Origin of the sequence: Cohaesibacter gelatinilyticus (assembly GCF_900215605.1) — a bacterium.
Taxonomy (GTDB): Bacteria; Pseudomonadota; Alphaproteobacteria; order Rhizobiales; family Cohaesibacteraceae; genus Cohaesibacter; species Cohaesibacter gelatinilyticus.
In genome coordinates this window covers 1-19,001 of the sequence record NZ_OBEL01000001.1, presented here as the reverse complement: position 1 = coordinate 19,001, position 19,001 = coordinate 1, and the positions used below count along the sequence as shown (strand labels likewise).

The window sequence follows — 19,001 nt, the reverse complement described above, 5'->3', positions numbered from 1 at the left end:
TGGCTGAATTGGCACCAGCCAACACCTTTGCTCCTTAAGTAAAACACCTAAGCCCCCACCCCAATGAATGGAGCAGGGCTTTAAAACAAGAGATCAAAAATGCAAAATGTTTGAAATCGTGTACCGGAGTTTTGCGGATCAGCAAGATCAGTCTTCCGATCCTGCTGTTTTCTCTTTTTCACGCAACATGCCGGACACCACCGCAACCGTGCGTTCCAAATCGGCAATCGCCCGATCCACATCATCACGCTGGCGCTGCAAAACCTCGATCTGTTCTGTAAAACGGCCGAGAGCAACCCGCAACTGCGTTACCTGACCATCTCGAAGGTCATACAGATCCAACATATCTTTTATTTCAGTTAGCGAGAAACCAACCTTCTTTCCCATCAAGACCAGCTTCAGGCGCGCCCGATCTCTTCGCGAATAAATCCTGGTCATACCCTCACGGCGAGGATTCAGTAGATTCTTGTCTTCATAGAAGCGCAAGGTTCGCAATGTGACATCGAATTCCTTGGCGAGGTCACCGATTGTGTAAGAAAGCGGACCTGTATCACTGGTAGATGCTGTAAGAACATCTTCGCCTTCTGTTTCAACCAATTTGCCTTCGTTCACGGGCTGTTACTCCTTAACTATTACTACACCTGCCCTCGACGATTGACAGGACCTTGCCACATCCTATCTCGCTCTTTTTCATACTAGGCCTTATACCATACTTAAGTTTTGATCCATGTCACAGGCATCATTCTAAGCCGCTTTTCACCAACCAACTTTTGGCAATTTTTCATCTTATCTGAATGTTATCGAATTATTACCAGCCAAAGCTGCAGAGCTCGAATAGGTAAAATCGCAGATCTTAACCTCGTTAAAGCTCAAATTCCGAGCTCATATCTCTTTCTAATTCCTTACAGTTTATGGTGAGCAAAATCTTAAGATACGATCTAATTCTTGCAATTCGCACGAATCATTAACCGCTTATTTACCCTAAAATTCGAAAGTGCATAGAAAGAGGCTATTCGTACGCGATTGCTGTGATTCTTGCTGGCCATTGCGCCGTGAGGAATCTTGAGCAATCAAAATTGGGTTTGACCAGTATCATGATTGACGAGACATTCCGGACAGAAAGAGACGTGGGAGATTTCATCGAAAGTGCTGGTCGGCCTGTTCGATCGCGCAGTCGCCGTCAAAAGCGACGAATGCCATTGTCTCCTGCTTCTCGTCAGCCCCGTCATAATCCTCAATCCCGAATGGACCTTCTGCACGCGATTGAAGACATTGAAAACCAACTGCAAATCATGGCTGGCCCGCATGGACCATCCTATGAACAGGATTATATCAGCGAGCGACCATTCGGGCGCGGTGCTCAAAGATCTCCTGGTTTTGCTGATCGTCGCTCTTTTGAACGACCTTCGCAATCCTCGAGCTATCAGTCCGGCTCTGCCTCTCGTCCGCCAAGAAGTCAGGCAAGTCCGCAGAACGCCCGTCAATCTCAAAATTCTCGTTCGCATCAGGATCAATATATGTCTCGTCTGGAGAGAATCGAGGAGCAGATTTCTCGCGTCACCCAAGCTCTCGATGATCGATCACGCGAGCCACGCCATACAAGGCCTGCCCCATTCTCCATGGATATCCCTGATGCAAATTATGCTTCGGAAGAAAGTTACATGGCTGCTGAGCCGGCTCTGGCTTCTCCCAGAATGTCTGGTGGATCGCGGATGAAAGAACCACATGCTCGTCCGGGACGAATATATAAGGCCCAAGCTCGTACTGGGTCTCAAATTCATTCTTCAGCAGCTGGACGGGACCAGAAACCGAGTCTGGATAATGCCATTCGCCAGATTATGGATCGAGCTCGCACGCTTAACGAGGATTATTCAGATAGTCATTCCCTGTCAGAAAATGGTCATGAAAATGATGAAGCCGTTCTGGGAATCCTTCGTGATGAAGTCGCAAATTTACGCGAACTGTTGGAACAGGCCAATTTCTCCGGTGCTACCGAGCAAACCTTGAATGAAATTGCATCGCTTTCAGGGCGCATAGACAGCATGAGCACATTGCTGGGACAGGAACGATCCGACCCCAAGGTTCAGGATGCTTTGCGCGATATTCATGCGTTGTTGGATAAACCAGCTCAGGATCCAACTATTGACGGGCATTTTGATCGTATTCTGGAGAAACTGGATACGCTACCTCTACGCAATCACGATGAGGAATTTGCCCAGCTATCTTCTCAGCTGGATATGCTGCGCAATATGCTGAACAATGCTCCGCAAGCCCAGCACTTTTCCAGCCTGGAAGGTCAGATCTCCAACTTGGCAGACCGCTTGGCCTCTCTGGAAAGCAATGTTCGCGAAAGTCAGCAGCAAACGCCATCCAACGCTTCCAACTCTGAAGATCTCGACTATCGTCTGCAAAGCTTGCAGGGATTGCTGGAGCAGCTCAATCCCAGTGATCGCCTGATGCGTTTGGAAGATCAGCTTGTTTCTCTTGCCGATCGTCTGGAACATGGCAGCGATAATGTCCGCGGTCCTCTGGATGCATTGGCAAATCAGGTAGAAAGCCTGGCATCCCTCGTCGGTGAACAGGGACAAGTCAGCCAGGAAAAAACTTTTGCCGCCTTGGCTGATCGGGTCGCAGAGCTGGATCAACGTCTTCGTGAGGGGCAGGACTCCGAGAACAGATTTGATCATGTTGAGCAAACGCTGGCACGGATTGATGATATGCTTGCTCGCCAGATGGAAACATCAGGCCTGTCTGGCATTGAGGATCGCCTGGCAAACTTGACACAGAAGTTGGATCAGCAGGCCAGTGTGCCACTCGGGACGACTTCAGCAGCCTTTGATCCACGCGCTCTAGCCGGGTTGGAAGCACAGATTTCAGGCCTTGCTGATCGATTGGATGCCGCGACACGAGATCCTTACGACACGGCACATTTCGAAGCATTGACCAGCAGACTGGATAGCCTTGCGGAGCAGTTTGATCGTTCACAATCCCGATTTGATGCTGTAGACCGGCTTGGTCAGGATATTCAGCGTCTTGCCCAACAGCCCCAAAATACTCCTACTGGTGGCGGAGCTGCCGTGCTTGAGCAAACCGAAAGCTTGGCCGAAGCTGCAGCCATGCGTGCCTTGCAACAAGTTGGCCCATTGGGTACGTCTTCAGGTGACAGTACTCTGGATGCCATTCTGGATGGTCTGAAAGATGACATGCATGGCTTGCGCCAAATGGCACAAGCCAAAGAAGATGCCACTCAACAGGGTCTTCATTCTGTCTCTAAAACTCTGAATGGCATTGTAGATCGCTTGGCTTCATTGGAAGATCAGGTTCGCAAAAGCGAACGGGATATGCCACCAGCCATTCAAATGGCCCAGCAGACAACCCATGCGTCCGACCAACCATCCGGGGAACAGGATAAGCCTGCCAAAGGCGGACTTGGCCGCCTCCTTGGTCGCAAAAAGAAAAAACAAACTGATCTGGTCGGCGAAACACCAACTCCTGCAAATACCAAGACACCTGATGGTAAGCCGCTGAGCGCACAGCAATTGCTCGCCCAACGTGCTGCAATGGGCCGAACTGCTTCTTCGCCACAGGCAACATCAGCTTCAGCCACAGCAACATCCAGACCCGTAGCTCATGGAGGAGCAAGACCGGCTCCATCCATTCAACTAAGTGGGAAAGCAGGAAATCGGGCAACGGCTGCCGCCAGCTCCGCTCCACAAATTCAACCAGATATGCAGCCGGGCCTTGTTGAAGACAGTGTCCAACAGCAAGCAGCACCAGCGGTACGTGCACAAGGTGCACAGATCATTCGCGATGATACGGGCCCATCCCCCCAACGCAATGCATCCGGTGCTGCTTCAAAGGCCGATTTCATTGCGGCCGCTCGTCGGGCTGCTCAGGCCGCAGCCAGAGAAAGCGAGCAAGCTGAAACCGATCGTTCAGTTGCCCAAAGTCTGATGGATCGTCTTAAAGGCAAACGAAAAACCAAGGAAGATGCAGGGCAAGCTTCGGCTGATCCAAAAGGCGACGAACCCAAAATGAATCGCAAGCAGCGGCGTGCCGCTGTTGCCGATGCTGCACGCCTGGCCAAACAGAACAAGGCCGATCAGGAGAATACTGCTGAGGCGCTACGCATGATGGCCGACGAAGCGATTGATCCAGCCATGGCCTCAGCTGATGCACGAGCTCTTCTCGATGAAGATCAAGGTCAAAAGAACAGTCTGTTCAGCCGCATCGGTCAAACCGTATCACGCAATAGCAGACCTCTTTTGTTAGCAGCGGCCGCAATCTTGCTCGCCATTACAACGCTGCAGATGGCCAAAAACCCTGAGTCCAGCCTCTACGCGTTGTTCAATGATACCACTCCGAAGGTACAGGCACAGAGTGATAACACTCGGAGTGATGTTACTCCGGGTGTCTTGAATGGTGGCAATCTCGCTATTGATAACCCTGAAAATCTGGAACCACAAATTACTCTGCCCGCCTCCAAAGGCGCAGAGGTGCCAAAGATCGGGGAAGGGTCGAGCATAACCCCATCCTCCGGGTCTCTGGTTCCTGATCTCGTTGGAGAGGCTGCTGATCGTGCCATTGCCTTCTCCTCCCCAAGCCTTACATCCGGTGCGACGAGTGGACCAACCATTGAAGCAGGAAAAGTGCAGCAAGAAGCATTGGGTCCACGACGTCCGGAAGTGGTGCAGGATCACGCGAATGCACAGCCTCAAGCCGGAATCAGTGGCAATGCTGGTATAGATCTGACACCGACCAGTGCGATCAATCGCTCCGAATTGCCAGGTCTCGGTCAACAAGCTGCCAGACAACCAATGCCAAAGGCCTTGAATGCTGAAGCTTTGGCACAGAGTTCAGGAACATCGGTTTCCAGTGCCATCCAATCTGCCGCACAGATGAATTCCCTTTTGTCTCCCGGTGTATCGACGTCACCCATCATGACTGCTGCGGACGGTGGAGACTCTCTTGCACAGTTCGAGTTGGGTCGCCGCCTGACCCTTGGCGAAGGTGTTAGCGTAGATATGAAAAAGGCGGCTGAGTGGTTTGAGAAGGCAGCCAATCAATCGATGCCTCAAGCTCAATATTCCCTTGCCAATCTTTATGAGAAAGGTCACGGGGTTAAGAAGGATCTCATGGTTGCGCGTCTGTGGTATGAGCGTGCAGCCAAATCCGGCAACGTCAAGGCAATGCATAACCTTGCTGTCATCCTTGCCGAAGGTGGCCTTGGTAAGCCTGACTTCAAACAGGCAAGCGATTGGTTCATCAAGGCCGCAGACCATGGTCTGAAGGATAGTCAGTATAATCTGGCCATTCTGTTTGCACGTGGTATGGGCGTAAAGCAGGACCTTGTGCAGTCCTATAAATGGTTTGCCATTGCTGCTCACAATGGCGACCGAGGTGCAACTGCAAAACGTGATGAAGTTTCTCGCGTCCTTACCGGATCGCAGCTGAAAACTGCCAAAGCCATCGTAGAGGCATGGATTCCGAAAATGGCCAAGCCTTCAGCCAATCAGGTGGCATCCATACCTGACGCCTGGCGCGTGACTGCAGGAGCGGTTCCCGGACAAGCTGGTGTCAAACTGGTAGATCCTGGCAAACCTAGTCCTGATATTATTCGACAGGCGCAAGGAATGCTCAGTGCGCTTGGTTTCAAGACAGGACGACCCGATGGCAAGATTGGTCCACGCACCAGAACCGCCATTCGCAACTTCCAGAAAAGCGCTGGCTTCCCCATTGATGGCAAGCTGTCACCAGCTCTGATGCAAGCGCTTGCCATCCGTTTGGGATAACTTGATCTCTATCTGCTCGGGCCACGGTCTGAGCAGACCCCCATCAGAATAGCATTTTCCCGAAAAAGGCCACTCTTCGGCTTTGTTTGCATTGACTTAGTCCGGTCAGATATGGGAAGGATGACGGTTAATAATTGGCCATTTTGACGCAGTTTGACAGGTGTGCGGTCTAACCCCGCCCCTCTCATTGTGCTCCCTTTATAGCCTAGTCCATCAAACCAGCGGTTTGGAGACGCGCGGTGGAACTTTATTTGCCGATTGCGGAATTGCCCGTCAATATCTTTGTCATCTTCGCGATGGGCGGGGCAGTAGGATTTTTGTCCGGTATTTTTGGTGTTGGTGGCGGCTTTCTGCTAACACCATTGCTAATTTTTTATGGTATTTCGCCCGCTGTTGCCGTTGCTTCCGTTACCGCTCAGATTACGGCTTCATCCACCACCGGTGCCTTGGCCTATTTGAGAACCGGATCTCTGGATATAAAACTTGGAACAGTTCTCTTTTCCGCCGGTATTGTCGGCTCCTTCGCTGGCGTCAAAGTGTTCTCTCTTCTGCGATCTGCCGGGCAACTGGATTTGATTATTTCCGTATCCTACGTGACTTTTCTAGGAGCCATCGGCACGCTTATGGTCATGGAAAGCGTGCGTGCCATATTGCGTGCCCGACATGGTGGCAAAGTCACCTTGCGAAAACCGGGGCAACATAACTGGATCCATGGGCTACCGTTCAAAATGCGGTTCAAGAAATCCAAGCTTTATGTCAGTGTCCTACCGGTTCTGTTTCTTGGCGGCACCATCGGCTTTTTAGGTTCCCTTCTGGGTATTGGCGGCGGTTTTATGTTGGTTCCTGCGCTTATTTATCTGTTGCGCGTTCCAACTGCTGTTGTGATCGGCACCTCTCTTTATCAAATTGTTGCGACCATGGCAGTCGCAACCATTCTGCACGCCATGACCAACCAGACAGTCGATATCGTGCTGGCTCTGATTCTTATGGTGGGCGGCACGATAGGCGCACAATTCGGCACACAAATCGGTCAGAAACTGAAGGCCGAACAACTCCGTGCCCTGTTGGGAATTCTGGTACTGATGGTTGGTATTCGCTTTGCTGTGGACCTTATTGTGGAACCCGATGATCCGTTCAGTATTGAAATTTCAAATCTCAGCGGGGTAGGAAAATAATGATATCCGGGCCTACCCTCTTTCCTCGCCAAGGCCTCCATCTGTTTATTGGGATTTGCCTGAGCTTTCTGTTGCAGACCCAACAGGCTCTGGCGGAGAAACTTGTCGCGGACCTCTCATCACGTACCATCAAGATCACCTCCAATTTCACCGGTTCGGAAATTGTCGTTTTTGGTGTGATACAACGCGACGGGCGCACCGTATCTCGGGCAGAGCCATATGATCTGGTCATTGTGGTACGCGGCAAGGAACAGAAGCTGGTTTCTCGTCGCAAGGAACAGATTATTGGGGTTTGGATCAACAAACACAGTCGCAGCTATTCCAATGCACCGAATTTCTATGCTCTGACATCCACTCGAATATTGGAAGAAATCGCTCATCCCAATCTATTGGCAAAATATCAGCTGGGAACAGATTATCTATTGCTTCCCAGTGGTTTCAAACCAAGCAAGGGGGGCATGGCACTGGATGAATTTCGCGCAGCGGCCTTGCGTCTAAGACGTCAGGAAGGGCTTTATTATGACGATCTCTCGTCAATTTCCTTTCTGTCGGAGAATCTGTTTCGCTCCAGCATAAAAATTCCCGCCAAAATCCCCGTCGGTCAATATGACGTTTCACTATATCTTTTCCGTGGAGGCGCCCTTCTGGATCAAATCACAGAACCACTCAATATTTCAAAGCACGGATTTGAACAGGTGACTTATTCTCTGGCACACAAACGTAGCCTGATCTATGGCCTTGTTTCAGTGTTGATCGCTCTGTTGACAGGTTGGTTTGCCGGAGTTGTCTTCCGCAAGAACTGAAGAAGCGCCCGTACTTGGGAACCCTTCTCCAAATATTCTTGAATCGACATATGGTTTATTGAGATCAAGCTTTACTGATCTGTTGCCCCATTCCGATCGACAGGAGATCGTGCGGCTTGTGTTTCTCTTTCAGGTCTTCTTCCATTATATATGGTGCGTGGACCTTGTTTCGACCTGCTGCCTTGGCATGATAGAGTGCCAAATCTGCTCTCAGAACAATGTCTTCGAGTTTTTGATCCTGCGTCGAGAATTCGGTCACCCCAGCACTGAGAGTAATGCAGACCGGCTTCCCTTCCCAGACAAATTGCTCTGTTTCGGCAACCTGACGAATACGCTCAGCCACATTGAGGGCTGCTTTACGGTCCGCATCTTCCAGCAGAATAGCGAACTCCTCGCCGCCCCAACGAGCTGGCATATCGGCTTCCCGGCAGCAGTTGCTGATGATTTTCGACACATGGCACAAAGCTTGATCACCAGCCAGATGGCCAAGTTGATCATTGATACGTTTGAAGTGATCAATATCAATCATGATCAGAGACATTTTCTTGTCAAGGCTGCAATGTGAACCCTGAGAACCATGCAGATTGGTCAATATTGTCTGATCAAAAATTTCTCGCCCACGGCGGTAGAATGCGGCACGATTGCACAAACGGGTGAGACTATCGACGTCTGCCGCACGACGTAAATTCTGATTGGCGCGTGTCATGACGACCAAAACCCGATTGAAGCCGGTCCAGATAAAAGTGATCAGTGCAAGGGGTAGTATGGTAGACAGAATAAGTGCACGACTTAATGCTTCCTCACCCAGATCCCCCATTACATAGAAAGTCATAGAAGCGCATATCCCGGTAACAAGAAAAGCCAGAATACCGCCAATGATCATAAATTTTTGCCAGCTCTGTATACTTCCCAGTTTCAGGATTAGCTGGTCCAGTCTGTTTTGGTCCGTTCGATCCACCTTTGGCCCCCGCAATCGGTGTTCTGCAAACAGCATTGGTTACAATTTACAACAGAAATAATCTGATTTAGCAAAAGCAGACTTCCCATCGAGTGTCATCTTTTTTCGCCTTTTCGGCGGTCAGAAAGCGCGTTCGGCGTTAATGAAAGGTTGAAGCAATCACTCAAAGTGATTACATGGCTCAATATGAGATAAATACAGCCTTTTTGGACATATCTTTGAAGACATTCTTTAACTATGGAGCCTAGCGTCATGTCACAATCCAAACTCAGCCGTTTTTTCGGAGGAGCTCCCGGACCGGTCGTGCTACGGCTTGCTGTTTTGTCTTTGGTGGTTGGTATTGTGCTGAGTGCGCTGAACCTGCACCCCATGCAATTGGTAACGCAATTCTTCAACCTGCTTGAACGTATCTACCAGATGGGTTTCGACGCCATTGGTTGGGCTGTGGAATATTTCTTACTCGGTGCCATCATCGTCGTGCCTCTCTGGCTCTTCTCACGTTTCATGAAAATGACCCGTAAAGATCTCGACTGAACTCTGCTACCAGATGTCGTCTCTCAAACCTTAACTGGACCTGTCCGACACATTACCGAGTTTTAAGATGACATCCGCAGTTATTCAGGTCAAACTAATGTCAACAGAGACGGTCAGGATGCACAGGAAGCCAAGCTGAACCAACCAGTTTGGAGCATCCAAGCCTCTTTAAGAGTACCGATCTGGTCCGGTTACTCATACATGCAGGAAGGCCTGACGCCCTCTTCCCCTTGATGTTGATATGATCGACATTTAAGGTTTTATGGCCCTGCTTGCAACATTAAGCCGTTACGCGTTTTGGTCCTCTCGCGTAGCGGCTAATTTTTTGGGGCTTGTTTTTTCCCGCGTAGCTTCTAAAGTTCGCTCCGCTCTCGGAGCCTTCTCATCTGTAGGCTCTCCTCCCCGCTTCCATGGACCCCTCAACATGGCTTCTGCCCCGACATCCAACGATTTTGACGTGACTCATAAAATGGTGCTCGCTATCGCAATCCCCATGATTTTGGGTCTGATCACCGTTCCCATTGTCGGAATGGTCGATATGGCTGTGATTGGTCAATTGGGAGAGGCAGCCCTTATGGGCGGCATTGCAATTGGTGCCTTGCTTATCAGCTTTCTGGCCACAAGTTTCAATTTTCTGCGTATGGGGACAACAGGGCTTGCTGCACAAGCCCTCGGCAATGGTGATAAAATCGCCCAAAGAGCCGTTCTTTATCGCGCTCTTATGTTGGCTTTTTTATTGGGCTTCATCATGATGGCTGCCGGACCACTATTGCTTTCCCCGGCTCTGGATCTCATGGGTGGGGGCGACGCCGTCAATGAAGCAGCAAACGATTATGTAATCATTCGCCTTTGGGCAATGCCTGTAGCACTCGCCAATTATGTAATATTCGGCTGGCTGTTCGGAATGGGATATTCTCGCTCTGGCATGGTTCTGCTCATCGTGCTGAACTGCGTCAACATCGCTTCAACTGTCTGGTTCGTTCTCGGGCAAGAATTGGGAGTTGCTGGCGCAGCCTGGGGCACAGTTCTGGCAGAATATGTGGCAGTGATCGCAGGTCTGATCTGGATAGGCAAACTGATCGGGGTCGAGTGGCAAGTACCCATGTCTCGCTTGATGAACAGAGCCGCTTTTGGCCGTTTCATGATGCTGAATGGTGATATTTTTGTCCGCTCGCTGGTCATGCTTCTAGCATTTGGCGCCTTCACATCCCTCTCCGCTCGCCAAGGAGATACCATCCTGGCCGCGAACGAGCTTCTGATGACGCTTTTCATGATTGGCAGCTTTTTTCTGGATGGCATTGCCGTGGCAGCTGAGCAACTTGGAGGTCGGGCAATCGGCGCCGGAAGTCGCAGGGCGTTTGATCGCTCCGTTCGACTTTGTCTGGTTTGGGGCTTGGGATTGGGAGCAGGACTGACCCTGATTTTCCTGACTATTGGACCGTTTTTCATTGATCAGCTTACGACGGCCCTGGATGTTAGAGAAGTCGCCAGGAACCATCTGATCTGGGTGGCCCTTACGCCTGTTATCGCTACACTTGCATTCCAGATGGACGGGATTTTTGTCGGGGCCACCTGGTCGGCGGATATGCGCAGCATGTCACTTGTTTCCAGCGCGGCGTTTGCGCTCGCAGCCTGGTTGCTCCTGCCCGATCTTGGCAATGACGGGCTTTGGCTAGCATTATTGATTTTTCTGGCCTGTCGAGGGCTTGGGCTTTTGCTGCTATTGCCAAAACGCAGCCAAGATGTCTTTGGCAAGTCTCGAACAGTACAGGCCGAAACCGGTCAATAACCAGCTCAACCTGTCACTCTCACAATCTGAGATCGGATACCAGCTTACAAGATATCAAGCACAGATTCGGGTGGGCGGCCCAACGCCGCTTTGCCATCCTTGAGCACCACGGGACGTTCGATCAGTTTTGGATGATCGACCATGGCCTGAACCAGAGCATCAGGATCATTTTGGTCTTTCAGCCCCAGCTCCTTGTAAAGCGCCTCACCTGTGCGCATCAATGCCCTTGGCTCAATGTCCAATTGTGTCAGCACTACTTTGATCTCTTCCGCAGTTGGTCCTTCATCCTGATAAAGGCGCACATTTGGAGTGCCTTCCTTTTCCTCAATCAGAGCCAGGGTCTGGCGAGATTTGGAGCAACGTGGATTATGCCAAATGGTTGTCATCGATAAAGTCCCGCTATTCTTATCATTCGATTCCTGCCGATTAGTCGTTAATCAGCTCTTTTGCTGCCCATTCCTTGGTGGATTGACCAATTAAGGAACCAATCGACTGGACATCGGTTGTGGTCAGGGCATCACCCATTTCCTTGATCATCTGGCCCACCATACCAGGTCCGCCGTAAACCATGCCAGAATAGAATTGCACCAGATTGGCGCCCGCACGGATTTTCTCCATGGCGCTTTTGCCATCATGGATGCCACCGACACCAATCAATGGCATATCCGCACCTACCCGCTGCCGGGTTTTGGCCAAGGCGATGGTTGATTTTTCAAAGAGCGGCTTACCGGATAGCCCACCTGCCTCGCTCTTCTTGGTGCTTTCCTTCAAATTATCGTAACGGTCCAGGGTGGTATTGGACACGATCATGCCGTCAATTCCGCGCGCAATGGCCACCGAGCAAATATCATCCAGACCAAACTCATCAACATCCGGTGCTATTTTCAGCAAAACAGGCACCCTGCGACCAATTTTCCCGATAATTTCATCCCGTTTCCCAAGGCTACGAGCCAACAGATCATCCAATGCATCACGCGCTTGCAGATCTCTCAAGCCGGGAGTATTGGGAGAAGAGATATTGATCGTGAAATAAGACGCCAGATCTGCAAAGGCTTCAATGCCTTTTACATAATCACCGGCACGATCATCGCTGTCCTTGTTCGCACCAACATTGACACCAACAATTCCACCATTGCCTTTTCGTTGCTCCAGGCGACGACGCGCGGGCATATGTCCTTCATTATTAAATCCAAGACGGTTGATGACGGCTTCATCTTTGGCCAAACGAAACATGCGCGGCTTGGGATTGCCCGGCTGAGCCAAAGGTGTCAACGTGCCAACCTCCGCGAAGCCAAACCCGAGACCAAGGAGCGAGTCCGGCACTTCAGCATTCTTGTCGAAACCCGCTGCCATACCCAGTGGATTGGGAAAATCCAAATCCCACAAGCGCACTTTGAGCCGTTCGTCTTGCGGAATATCATCCCCTTTGACTATTCCCATTTTCAGTGCAGCAATTGCTAGGCCGTGCGCATTTTCCGGTGCAAAGGAGAAAAGCAGTTTTTGTGCCAATGACTGATTCCAAACCATCATGATCTCCTATTGGGTAACGAAAGCCGGAAAGTGATGATATCCCTCAGCATCCATCGCAAGCTCTTCACTTTTCACGACAGCATCCAATGGCATCGGACCATAAAGATGAGGGAACAAATCACCGCCACGGGATGGCTCCCATTTGATCTCATGAGGACAATTTTCCAGCTCTTTAACCGAGATAGTCAGAAGAAGTAGATCATCTTGCCCTTTGAAATGCTTGCGAGCGGTCTCGACCACTTGCTTGCTGGTGGAGAAGTGGATGTATCCATCCTCCAGATCAATTGGCGCTCCTTTGAATTGGCCTGCATTTTTGGCTGCTTGCCATAATGAACGCGGACAAATTTTATAGATAACCTCAGTCATATCCATCTTCTTCCCTTATCCAGCCATTTGGGCAATTGGAAGCTCTATGGCCAAAGATGTTTTCCTGTCGGTCCTGTCTTTGCACGGACCAGCCCACAATAGCAAGGTTTTCCGGACGGTTGACCGCTGGTGGATTTTACAACTCGATCTTGTCCCCATGTGTCAATCCGTAATGGCACATACCAACCAGATCTGAAAAGCAAAGGCATCAATCTCTGAAATGTTGTCCAGACATATCCAAAAGAGGTGGTCCTGGATTTTGGACCATGCTGCAGCCCTTTTAAGGTGGATCCAGGTTTCATATCAGGCGATCCACCTTAGCACATGGTCCGAATTTCCAGGACCACCTCTCACCTCTTACTTTGCATTCGTAGTTGCGGATGATTTCAGCATTTCGATATTCCAAATCTGTCAGTCGGACATCTCCGGATTTCTTATTGTACCAGCCATTCGGATTTTGTTCTAATCTCGACCAACTGTCGAAATGTCTTTGCAAACACATGGAACTCACTTTGACAAAAGGGCGACCTTTGCGTGCAAATATCTCATTTCTGGCAACGTAAAGCTCCCAAAACGTAAAGCTCCCAACCGGATAATTCTTGAAGCTGTATTTCACTGATAACTTGATTGTCGGAATTAGGTAAAACAAACCCATCTTCAAAAACTCGAAGTTGCGTGGGTGGAATTTGATCGGCGTAGCTGATTGTTTGATTTTCGCTCATCACCAAGAAAATGATAGCCAGACCAAGAAACAAAATAAAGATACCGCCGAAACCCACATATTTGAAATTAATTTTGTACCTATCTTGAACAAATTGAGGCTCGTTCTCCCCTGGTTGTTTTTGTGGTGGTGCATCGTCATTAATCAGATTTTCAATTGCTTGGATTTCCTGATCTGACAATTTCAATGCCTGGGCCACTAATTGAAATTGTTGATCAGAAATATCACGCGGGGTGCTTTTATCATTACGCCAATTGTTGATCGTCCGACGTTGCACATTAACGCGTGGTGTCAGATGTTCTTGGACTTGCATGGCTCTACGGACTAATTGTTCATCAGACTTAAAGCCGCGATCACGCATGATGGTCGTAAAATATTTCCCAAATGAGGTTAAATTCTCTGTGTCTAGCATAATCGTGATAACCGTCTAAATATCTGTTTTAAATAATTAATTATTGGAAATTACCGGAAAACAATCTCTCTTTCCAAATTATAGTGCACGCACTATTTCTCAATGTATTTTTTCTTGCTAACCTTTCGTAACGTAATCAAATTATCGTGTGAAAAACAGAATATTTAAAGCGGCGGGCAAATGAATAGATTTTTAAAAACCTCCCTAGTTGGCGGTATTGCACTTCTTTCCTTTGTGGGATTTGCAATATCTCAGCAAACGGAGCAAGCAAACGAGGTTATGTTCGTGCTTGATGGCTCCAATTCCATGTGGGGTCAAATCAATGGCACGGCAAAAATATCCATCGCCAAAGATGTTATGACAGATTTAATCACAAATCTGGACCCCAACATTAACATGGGATTGATGGCATATGGTCACCGTCGGAAAAATGATTGTAAAGATATAGAGATTTTAGCATTGCCCGGTCCTGTCAACAGACAGCAAATGATTAACCATGTCCAAAACATCACACCACGCGGAAAGACACCGTTATCCCAAGCTTTGTTTTTAGGTGCGTTTAGTGTTGAATATTTCACTGGAAAATCGTCAGTCGTACTGGTGAGTGATGGATTGGAGACCTGTGATGCTGATCCGTGTGCGCAGGCTCGTTCACTGGGAATTGTTAATCCAGGATTTGATGTTCACGTTGTTGGTTTTGATGTCACGAAGGAGGAATCTGAAAGCTTGCAATGCATAGCCGATGCGACAGGTGGAAAATTCTTCCGTGCAAATAATGCAAATGAACTCAAAGATGCTTTGGCACAAACAGTGGCCGCAGTTCAGAGCACTGATGATGCAGGCAACGGATCTACTGGAGGTGGACAGGGATCGGATGGTGGCGGTACACCGGCAGTTGCACCAAAAGGCGCCTATCTTTATGCAAAACTCTGCGAAACATGTGAGCGACTTGACCCCCTCGATGTATTTTGGGACGTCTATAAGGATGGCAAACCTTATTACGGAGGCGTTGGGGCTGCTTCAGAAAATGAGCTCAAGCTCGATAAGGGTAAATACGCAGCTGGCGCTCGCCTCGGTTCAACGGTGGTTACTGCAGTTGGTAATATTGAAATTGATGAAAACGGCGAACAGATTGGTGCGTTAAATCTCAACGCAGGTAACGCAGTGGTGTCTGCCTATGCTACGGATGATAAAAAACAGGCACAGGGCGCATTTTTCCAGTTCTTCCCGATTGTTGATGGCGAAGCTCAAGAACAAATCGTGCAAACCGGTATTAAAGACCGAAAAGTTTGGTTGCCAGCCGGGAAATATAAGGTCACTGCAAAACATAACCAGATCTTGGAATCTGCAGAGGTAGAAATTGTCGCTGGTGAGGAAACGATTTACGAATTTGATCTACGGATTGGATATGTTCAGCCGGACGTTGTTTTGTTTAAAGGTGGTAAGATCAATCGTAGCATGTTTTATCGCCTGTTGGACATCAAAACCGGCGCAGAGATTACGATCGCCTCAGGTGGTCTAAATGAGCCAATGGCTGCAAAACCTGGCAAATATAATTTGCTGGTGCAGTACGCGCCAAGCGGTGTTATTGGCAGAGCTGACATGACGTTTCCGATCGAAATTAAAGCGGGTGAAACCATTAGTGGCCCTTATATCCTGAATGTTGGCCGTTTTGAATATAATATCACGTCAAAATCAGGTTTGCCGATTGGTGGTGTTTGGCTGGACCGGGTGAATGAAAACGGAAGCGCAACCGAGATCGGTTTCACCGGTCAAACAAAATATTCAGGCGTTGCGCCGCAAGGTGCATATCGATTCAGAGTTCGGCTGGGGGATGATTTCACCCAAACCGGCACGTTTGAAGTCGTTCCCGGTGAAATACGTGAACTGAATATAGAGTTTCCATAAGGATTATGCACCGTGAGAAATCATTCTGAACTTAAAAAATCGCACTCCAAAAAATCACGTTTTGTGTTGAAGCGTTTCATGCGAACGGCGACGGCGCTCAGCCTGGTGATCTCACTTGCCTCGCCAACCATTTCTTTTGCCCAAGGTGTTCAAAATGCTGACGAAGCAAGATTGGTACTCCTTTTGGAGCAACGCATTTCCAGCCTGAAAGACAACCTCTTTCAGGATACTTTGGCAGATGATTTCGGAAAGATGGGGCAATTGCTGGGCATAAAGCCGGAGCAAATTTTCAAAGAAACAAACGACGTGATTGTGAAGCAGCTCAATCAAGATATGTTGCGCTTTTTCAAACTTATAGACACTGAAGACCTGCTTTTGCGTGATAGAAAGAACAGGTGCGATAACGAGTCTTTTGATTGGGCTTGGGAAAACCGTGCGAAGGTGGTTCTTTCAGCCGCAAAATATGTCAATGACACGCAGAATGAATTGGACGGTTTCTATTTTCAGGCGATTTACGATTGGAAACAGAGAGCAACAACTTGGAAAAGCAAGTTGAACATAGCATTCAACGCAGCGCCTCTAGACAAGCCGGTAAGCGCAGAAGAATTAGCCCAGATGTCGGCTGCGCAAAGGGTTGCATATCAACTTGAAAGAGCGCGAAACAAAGCCTTGCGTGGCTACAATGTCGATTTGGATAAAGTCGGCGCCACATTGGTATTACAACGATATGCCGTGAATAGTTTTCTCAACGAAATGAAACAAATCTTGAGAAAGAACTTACTGCCGGAAGTTGGATATAATGCCCTTGAATGTAAGTCTAAAGAGAGTCTCACCCCGAGAGATCAAGAACGTGCAGACCAATATTGCCCCATAGACTATTTGGTGAAAGGCAAAGAGTTAGCAGAGAAGGTTGGGGAGCAATTAGGCCTGAACCTTGTGTCTGACGATCCCTTCCGGACCGCGAGCAAAACCACCCTTTTGGAGACAAAAGAAGGCCTGAAAAATATTCTGCACGATTTATCGGCCGGACGAGAAGAATATGAGGCTGAGCAAGGGCGAGAAGTCTCTAAAGAAGAGTATTTTGCAAAGAATCTCAAAAAATTGGACCCTCGTTTACAAAATATCATTCTCAATCACATCAAAGAGGTGGAGGAAAGGAGCGGGTATATCGCAAGGGTTTTCCGCGATTACGAAGTGGATTTGGAACAAGGCTTGGACACTAACGAGAAATTGAATCTCGCGATTGCGAATGAGCTCTTTTTTGGGGATTCCGGGCTTGATGCCTTAGATTCCGGTTTCGAGCTTCTCGCCAATGCATTGAATAACGAAACTGAAACGTTCCGAGGTCTGGGTGATCGAATCAAAAGCCATATGGGACAATCGGAAGAGACGAGTTCCAAACTGGTAGAAAACGTGCCCACAGAAAGCACCTCACGTTATGGCGATGAAGTGTCAGAGACCGACTATGAACCTTATCTGTCGGAAGAGAAGCAGAAACTGAGAAAAACGCTGCGGGAGTTGTCTTCGGGTCGGGAACAATTTGCAAAGGATCAGAACCGGGACGTTTCCAAGGAGGAGTATTTTGCCCGGAATCTGAGAAAGCTTGACCCTCAAACTCAAGCTAAGATTTTCGCTCATATCAAAGAAGTCGAAGAGCGCGCTGATTTTACAGCGAAGAATTTTCACGAATACGAAACGGATGTGGAGTTGGACCTGGACACGAACGAGAAATTTAATCGGGAGATCGTCGATGAGCTTTTTTACGGAGAGTCTGAATACGATGAACTGGATTCCGGTTCCGAACTTCTGGGAAATGTGCTGAATGATGAAACTGAAATGTTTCGTGGTTTAGGCGATCGTATCCGCAACTACATAACGCGAATGGAGGCCGAAGAGACGGCTGCTAATCAACCTGTTGCAAATAGCCAAGCTGACACAGCTCCAAAGATGGAGGTCGTCAGTCGTCCGGATGAAAAGGCCGAATTGCCATTTGGTGGCATTGAAATATCCAGTCGGGAAGATGATGGCGCTGAAACGCCACCCGCAAGAGAATTGACGGAACAAGAGCGTGCTGACCGTTTCAAAGATGGCGGTGGAATTGAAAGCAATTCAGTGAACTCGGAAGCAGAGAAAACTGAAACTACAAAAACCGTGAAAACTGAAACTACCAAAGTCGATAATAATTCGAATGCAACTGAAAAACTTAGCGCTGAAGATCAGGCTGCGTTGGATGCCGAGTTGCTAAAGGCGCTTGAGCCGTTCGCGAATGACATCAATTTGGTATCTTTGGATTTAAAAGAGGGTATCAAGGATTTTGAGGCCATAGAACCGACCGAGCAGGAGTTTGATGCAGGCGGTGGAAAGTGTCCAATCGCTGGTGTGCTGGTCGTCGATGTTACAAAAGCGGCGAATTTAGGCTGTACGTCACAAATGTCAGTATCGCCAGGTACCGTGATCAATGGTCTGGGCATTCCGGAAAATGCCACCTATTTTGATCAAGCAACGGGAGACATCATTCCTCCTTTCGGGCCTGATGATAAGCTTGGCCTGTGCATCGCCGTAGATTTTAAAGCCAGTCCGCCAACTGCCGATATGTTGCGAGACGATCAAGGCCGCATCATTGCTGTGGCTTGGTTAGGTGGTTCAGATGCGGATAAGAATTTCACCAGTTCAAATGGTTTTCAATCTGAAACAGGTGCGGCTGCAGCTGAAGTTCAATCAGAACTAAAAGGCGCACTGGAAGAGCTGAACAACAACCTGGTAGACCCTGTTGATCCACCTTCACTACCGCTTTCAGGTGGAGGAAGTGGAACGTTCATGGGGCAGGGATCAGGCATCTTTTTGAATGGACAATAGACGCAAAATTCTTCTCGATAGCCATACGGGATTCTATCTGTTGTGACACTCTAAATGTCACAACTAAACCACTTCTATGGTTGCCGTCCGTGATGCAAGCGTTTTCTGATTATAAGCCAAGTAAATCGAGTGCGGTCTTCTATGAGGCCTTTTTCAT

General features: G+C 48.7%; 13 protein-coding genes. 7 read left to right on the top strand and 6 right to left on the bottom strand.

All coding sequences use genetic code 11. The annotated features are described in order from the left end of the window. Positions 1-147 precede the first annotated feature (147 nt). Positions 148-612: a MerR family transcriptional regulator gene (locus CRO57_RS00075; protein WP_097151391.1), complete on the bottom strand. Its 465-nt coding sequence runs from the start codon at positions 610-612 to the stop codon at positions 148-150. A gap of 482 nt (positions 613-1,094) precedes the next feature. Between CRO57_RS00075 and CRO57_RS00070 the strand changes: the two genes are divergently transcribed. The 3 genes from CRO57_RS00070 to CRO57_RS00060 all read left to right on the top strand — a co-directional run bounded on the left by CRO57_RS00070 (position 1,095) and on the right by CRO57_RS00060 (position 7,770). Then, on the top strand, positions 1,095-5,792 hold the full coding sequence (locus tag CRO57_RS00070; RefSeq protein WP_141401138.1) for a peptidoglycan-binding protein: 4,698 nt from the start codon (positions 1,095-1,097) through the stop codon (positions 5,790-5,792). A 239-nt stretch (positions 5,793-6,031) separates the two neighbouring features. Next, positions 6,032-6,967, top strand: a complete 936-nt coding sequence (locus CRO57_RS00065; RefSeq protein WP_097151389.1) for a sulfite exporter TauE/SafE family protein — start codon at positions 6,032-6,034, stop codon at positions 6,965-6,967. 71 nt (positions 6,968-7,038) lie between these two features. Beyond that, entirely contained in the window at positions 7,039-7,770 is a 732-nt protein-coding gene (locus tag CRO57_RS00060; protein ID WP_170955874.1) for a TIGR02186 family protein, read from the top strand. A gap of 64 nt (positions 7,771-7,834) precedes the next feature. Here the strand turns inward: CRO57_RS00060 and CRO57_RS00055 are convergent, their stop codons facing one another. Continuing rightward, positions 7,835-8,602: a GGDEF domain-containing protein gene (locus tag CRO57_RS00055; RefSeq protein ID WP_170955873.1), complete on the bottom strand. Its 768-nt coding sequence runs from the start codon at positions 8,600-8,602 to the stop codon at positions 7,835-7,837. A 378-nt stretch (positions 8,603-8,980) separates the two neighbouring features. On the opposite strand from CRO57_RS00055, the gene CRO57_RS00050 reads away from it, so the two are divergent. After that, positions 8,981-9,262, top strand: a complete 282-nt coding sequence (locus CRO57_RS00050) for a DUF6460 domain-containing protein (protein WP_097151386.1) — start codon at positions 8,981-8,983, stop codon at positions 9,260-9,262. Positions 9,263-9,686: 424 nt separating this feature from the next. After that, positions 9,687-11,051 (top strand): MATE family efflux transporter, encoded by a 1,365-nt coding sequence (locus CRO57_RS00045; protein WP_170955872.1) that lies wholly within the window; start codon positions 9,687-9,689, stop codon positions 11,049-11,051. Between the two features lie 44 nt (positions 11,052-11,095). Here CRO57_RS00045 and arsC read toward each other — a convergent pair whose 3' ends face one another. The 4 genes from arsC to CRO57_RS24325 form a co-directional block, all read right to left on the bottom strand. After that, the gene (gene arsC, locus CRO57_RS00040) at positions 11,096-11,437 is read right to left on the bottom strand and encodes an arsenate reductase (glutaredoxin) (protein WP_097151384.1); all 342 of its coding nucleotides are present in this window, start codon (positions 11,435-11,437) and stop codon (positions 11,096-11,098) included. A 40-nt stretch (positions 11,438-11,477) separates the two neighbouring features. Next, entirely contained in the window at positions 11,478-12,581 is a 1,104-nt protein-coding gene (locus CRO57_RS00035) for a quinone-dependent dihydroorotate dehydrogenase (protein ID WP_097151383.1), read from the bottom strand. Positions 12,582-12,587: 6 nt separating this feature from the next. Next, complete coding sequence (locus CRO57_RS00030; protein WP_097153099.1) at positions 12,588-12,947, bottom strand: DUF952 domain-containing protein; 360 nt, start codon at positions 12,945-12,947, stop codon at positions 12,588-12,590. 545 nt (positions 12,948-13,492) lie between these two features. Beyond that, the gene (locus CRO57_RS24325) at positions 13,493-14,029 is read right to left on the bottom strand and encodes a hypothetical protein (RefSeq protein WP_170955870.1); all 537 of its coding nucleotides are present in this window, start codon (positions 14,027-14,029) and stop codon (positions 13,493-13,495) included. Positions 14,030-14,260: 231 nt separating this feature from the next. On the opposite strand from CRO57_RS24325, the gene CRO57_RS00010 reads away from it, so the two are divergent. Both CRO57_RS00010 and CRO57_RS00005 read left to right on the top strand, forming a co-directional pair. Continuing rightward, a complete protein-coding gene (locus tag CRO57_RS00010; RefSeq protein ID WP_097151379.1) occupies positions 14,261-15,988 on the top strand; it encodes a vWA domain-containing protein in 1,728 nt (575 codons plus the stop codon). A gap of 12 nt (positions 15,989-16,000) precedes the next feature. Further along, positions 16,001-18,844 carry a hypothetical protein gene (locus CRO57_RS00005; protein ID WP_141401136.1) on the top strand — a complete coding sequence of 948 codons (2,844 nt, stop codon included), beginning with the start codon at positions 16,001-16,003 and terminating at the stop codon, positions 18,842-18,844. Positions 18,845-19,001 lie beyond the last annotated feature (157 nt).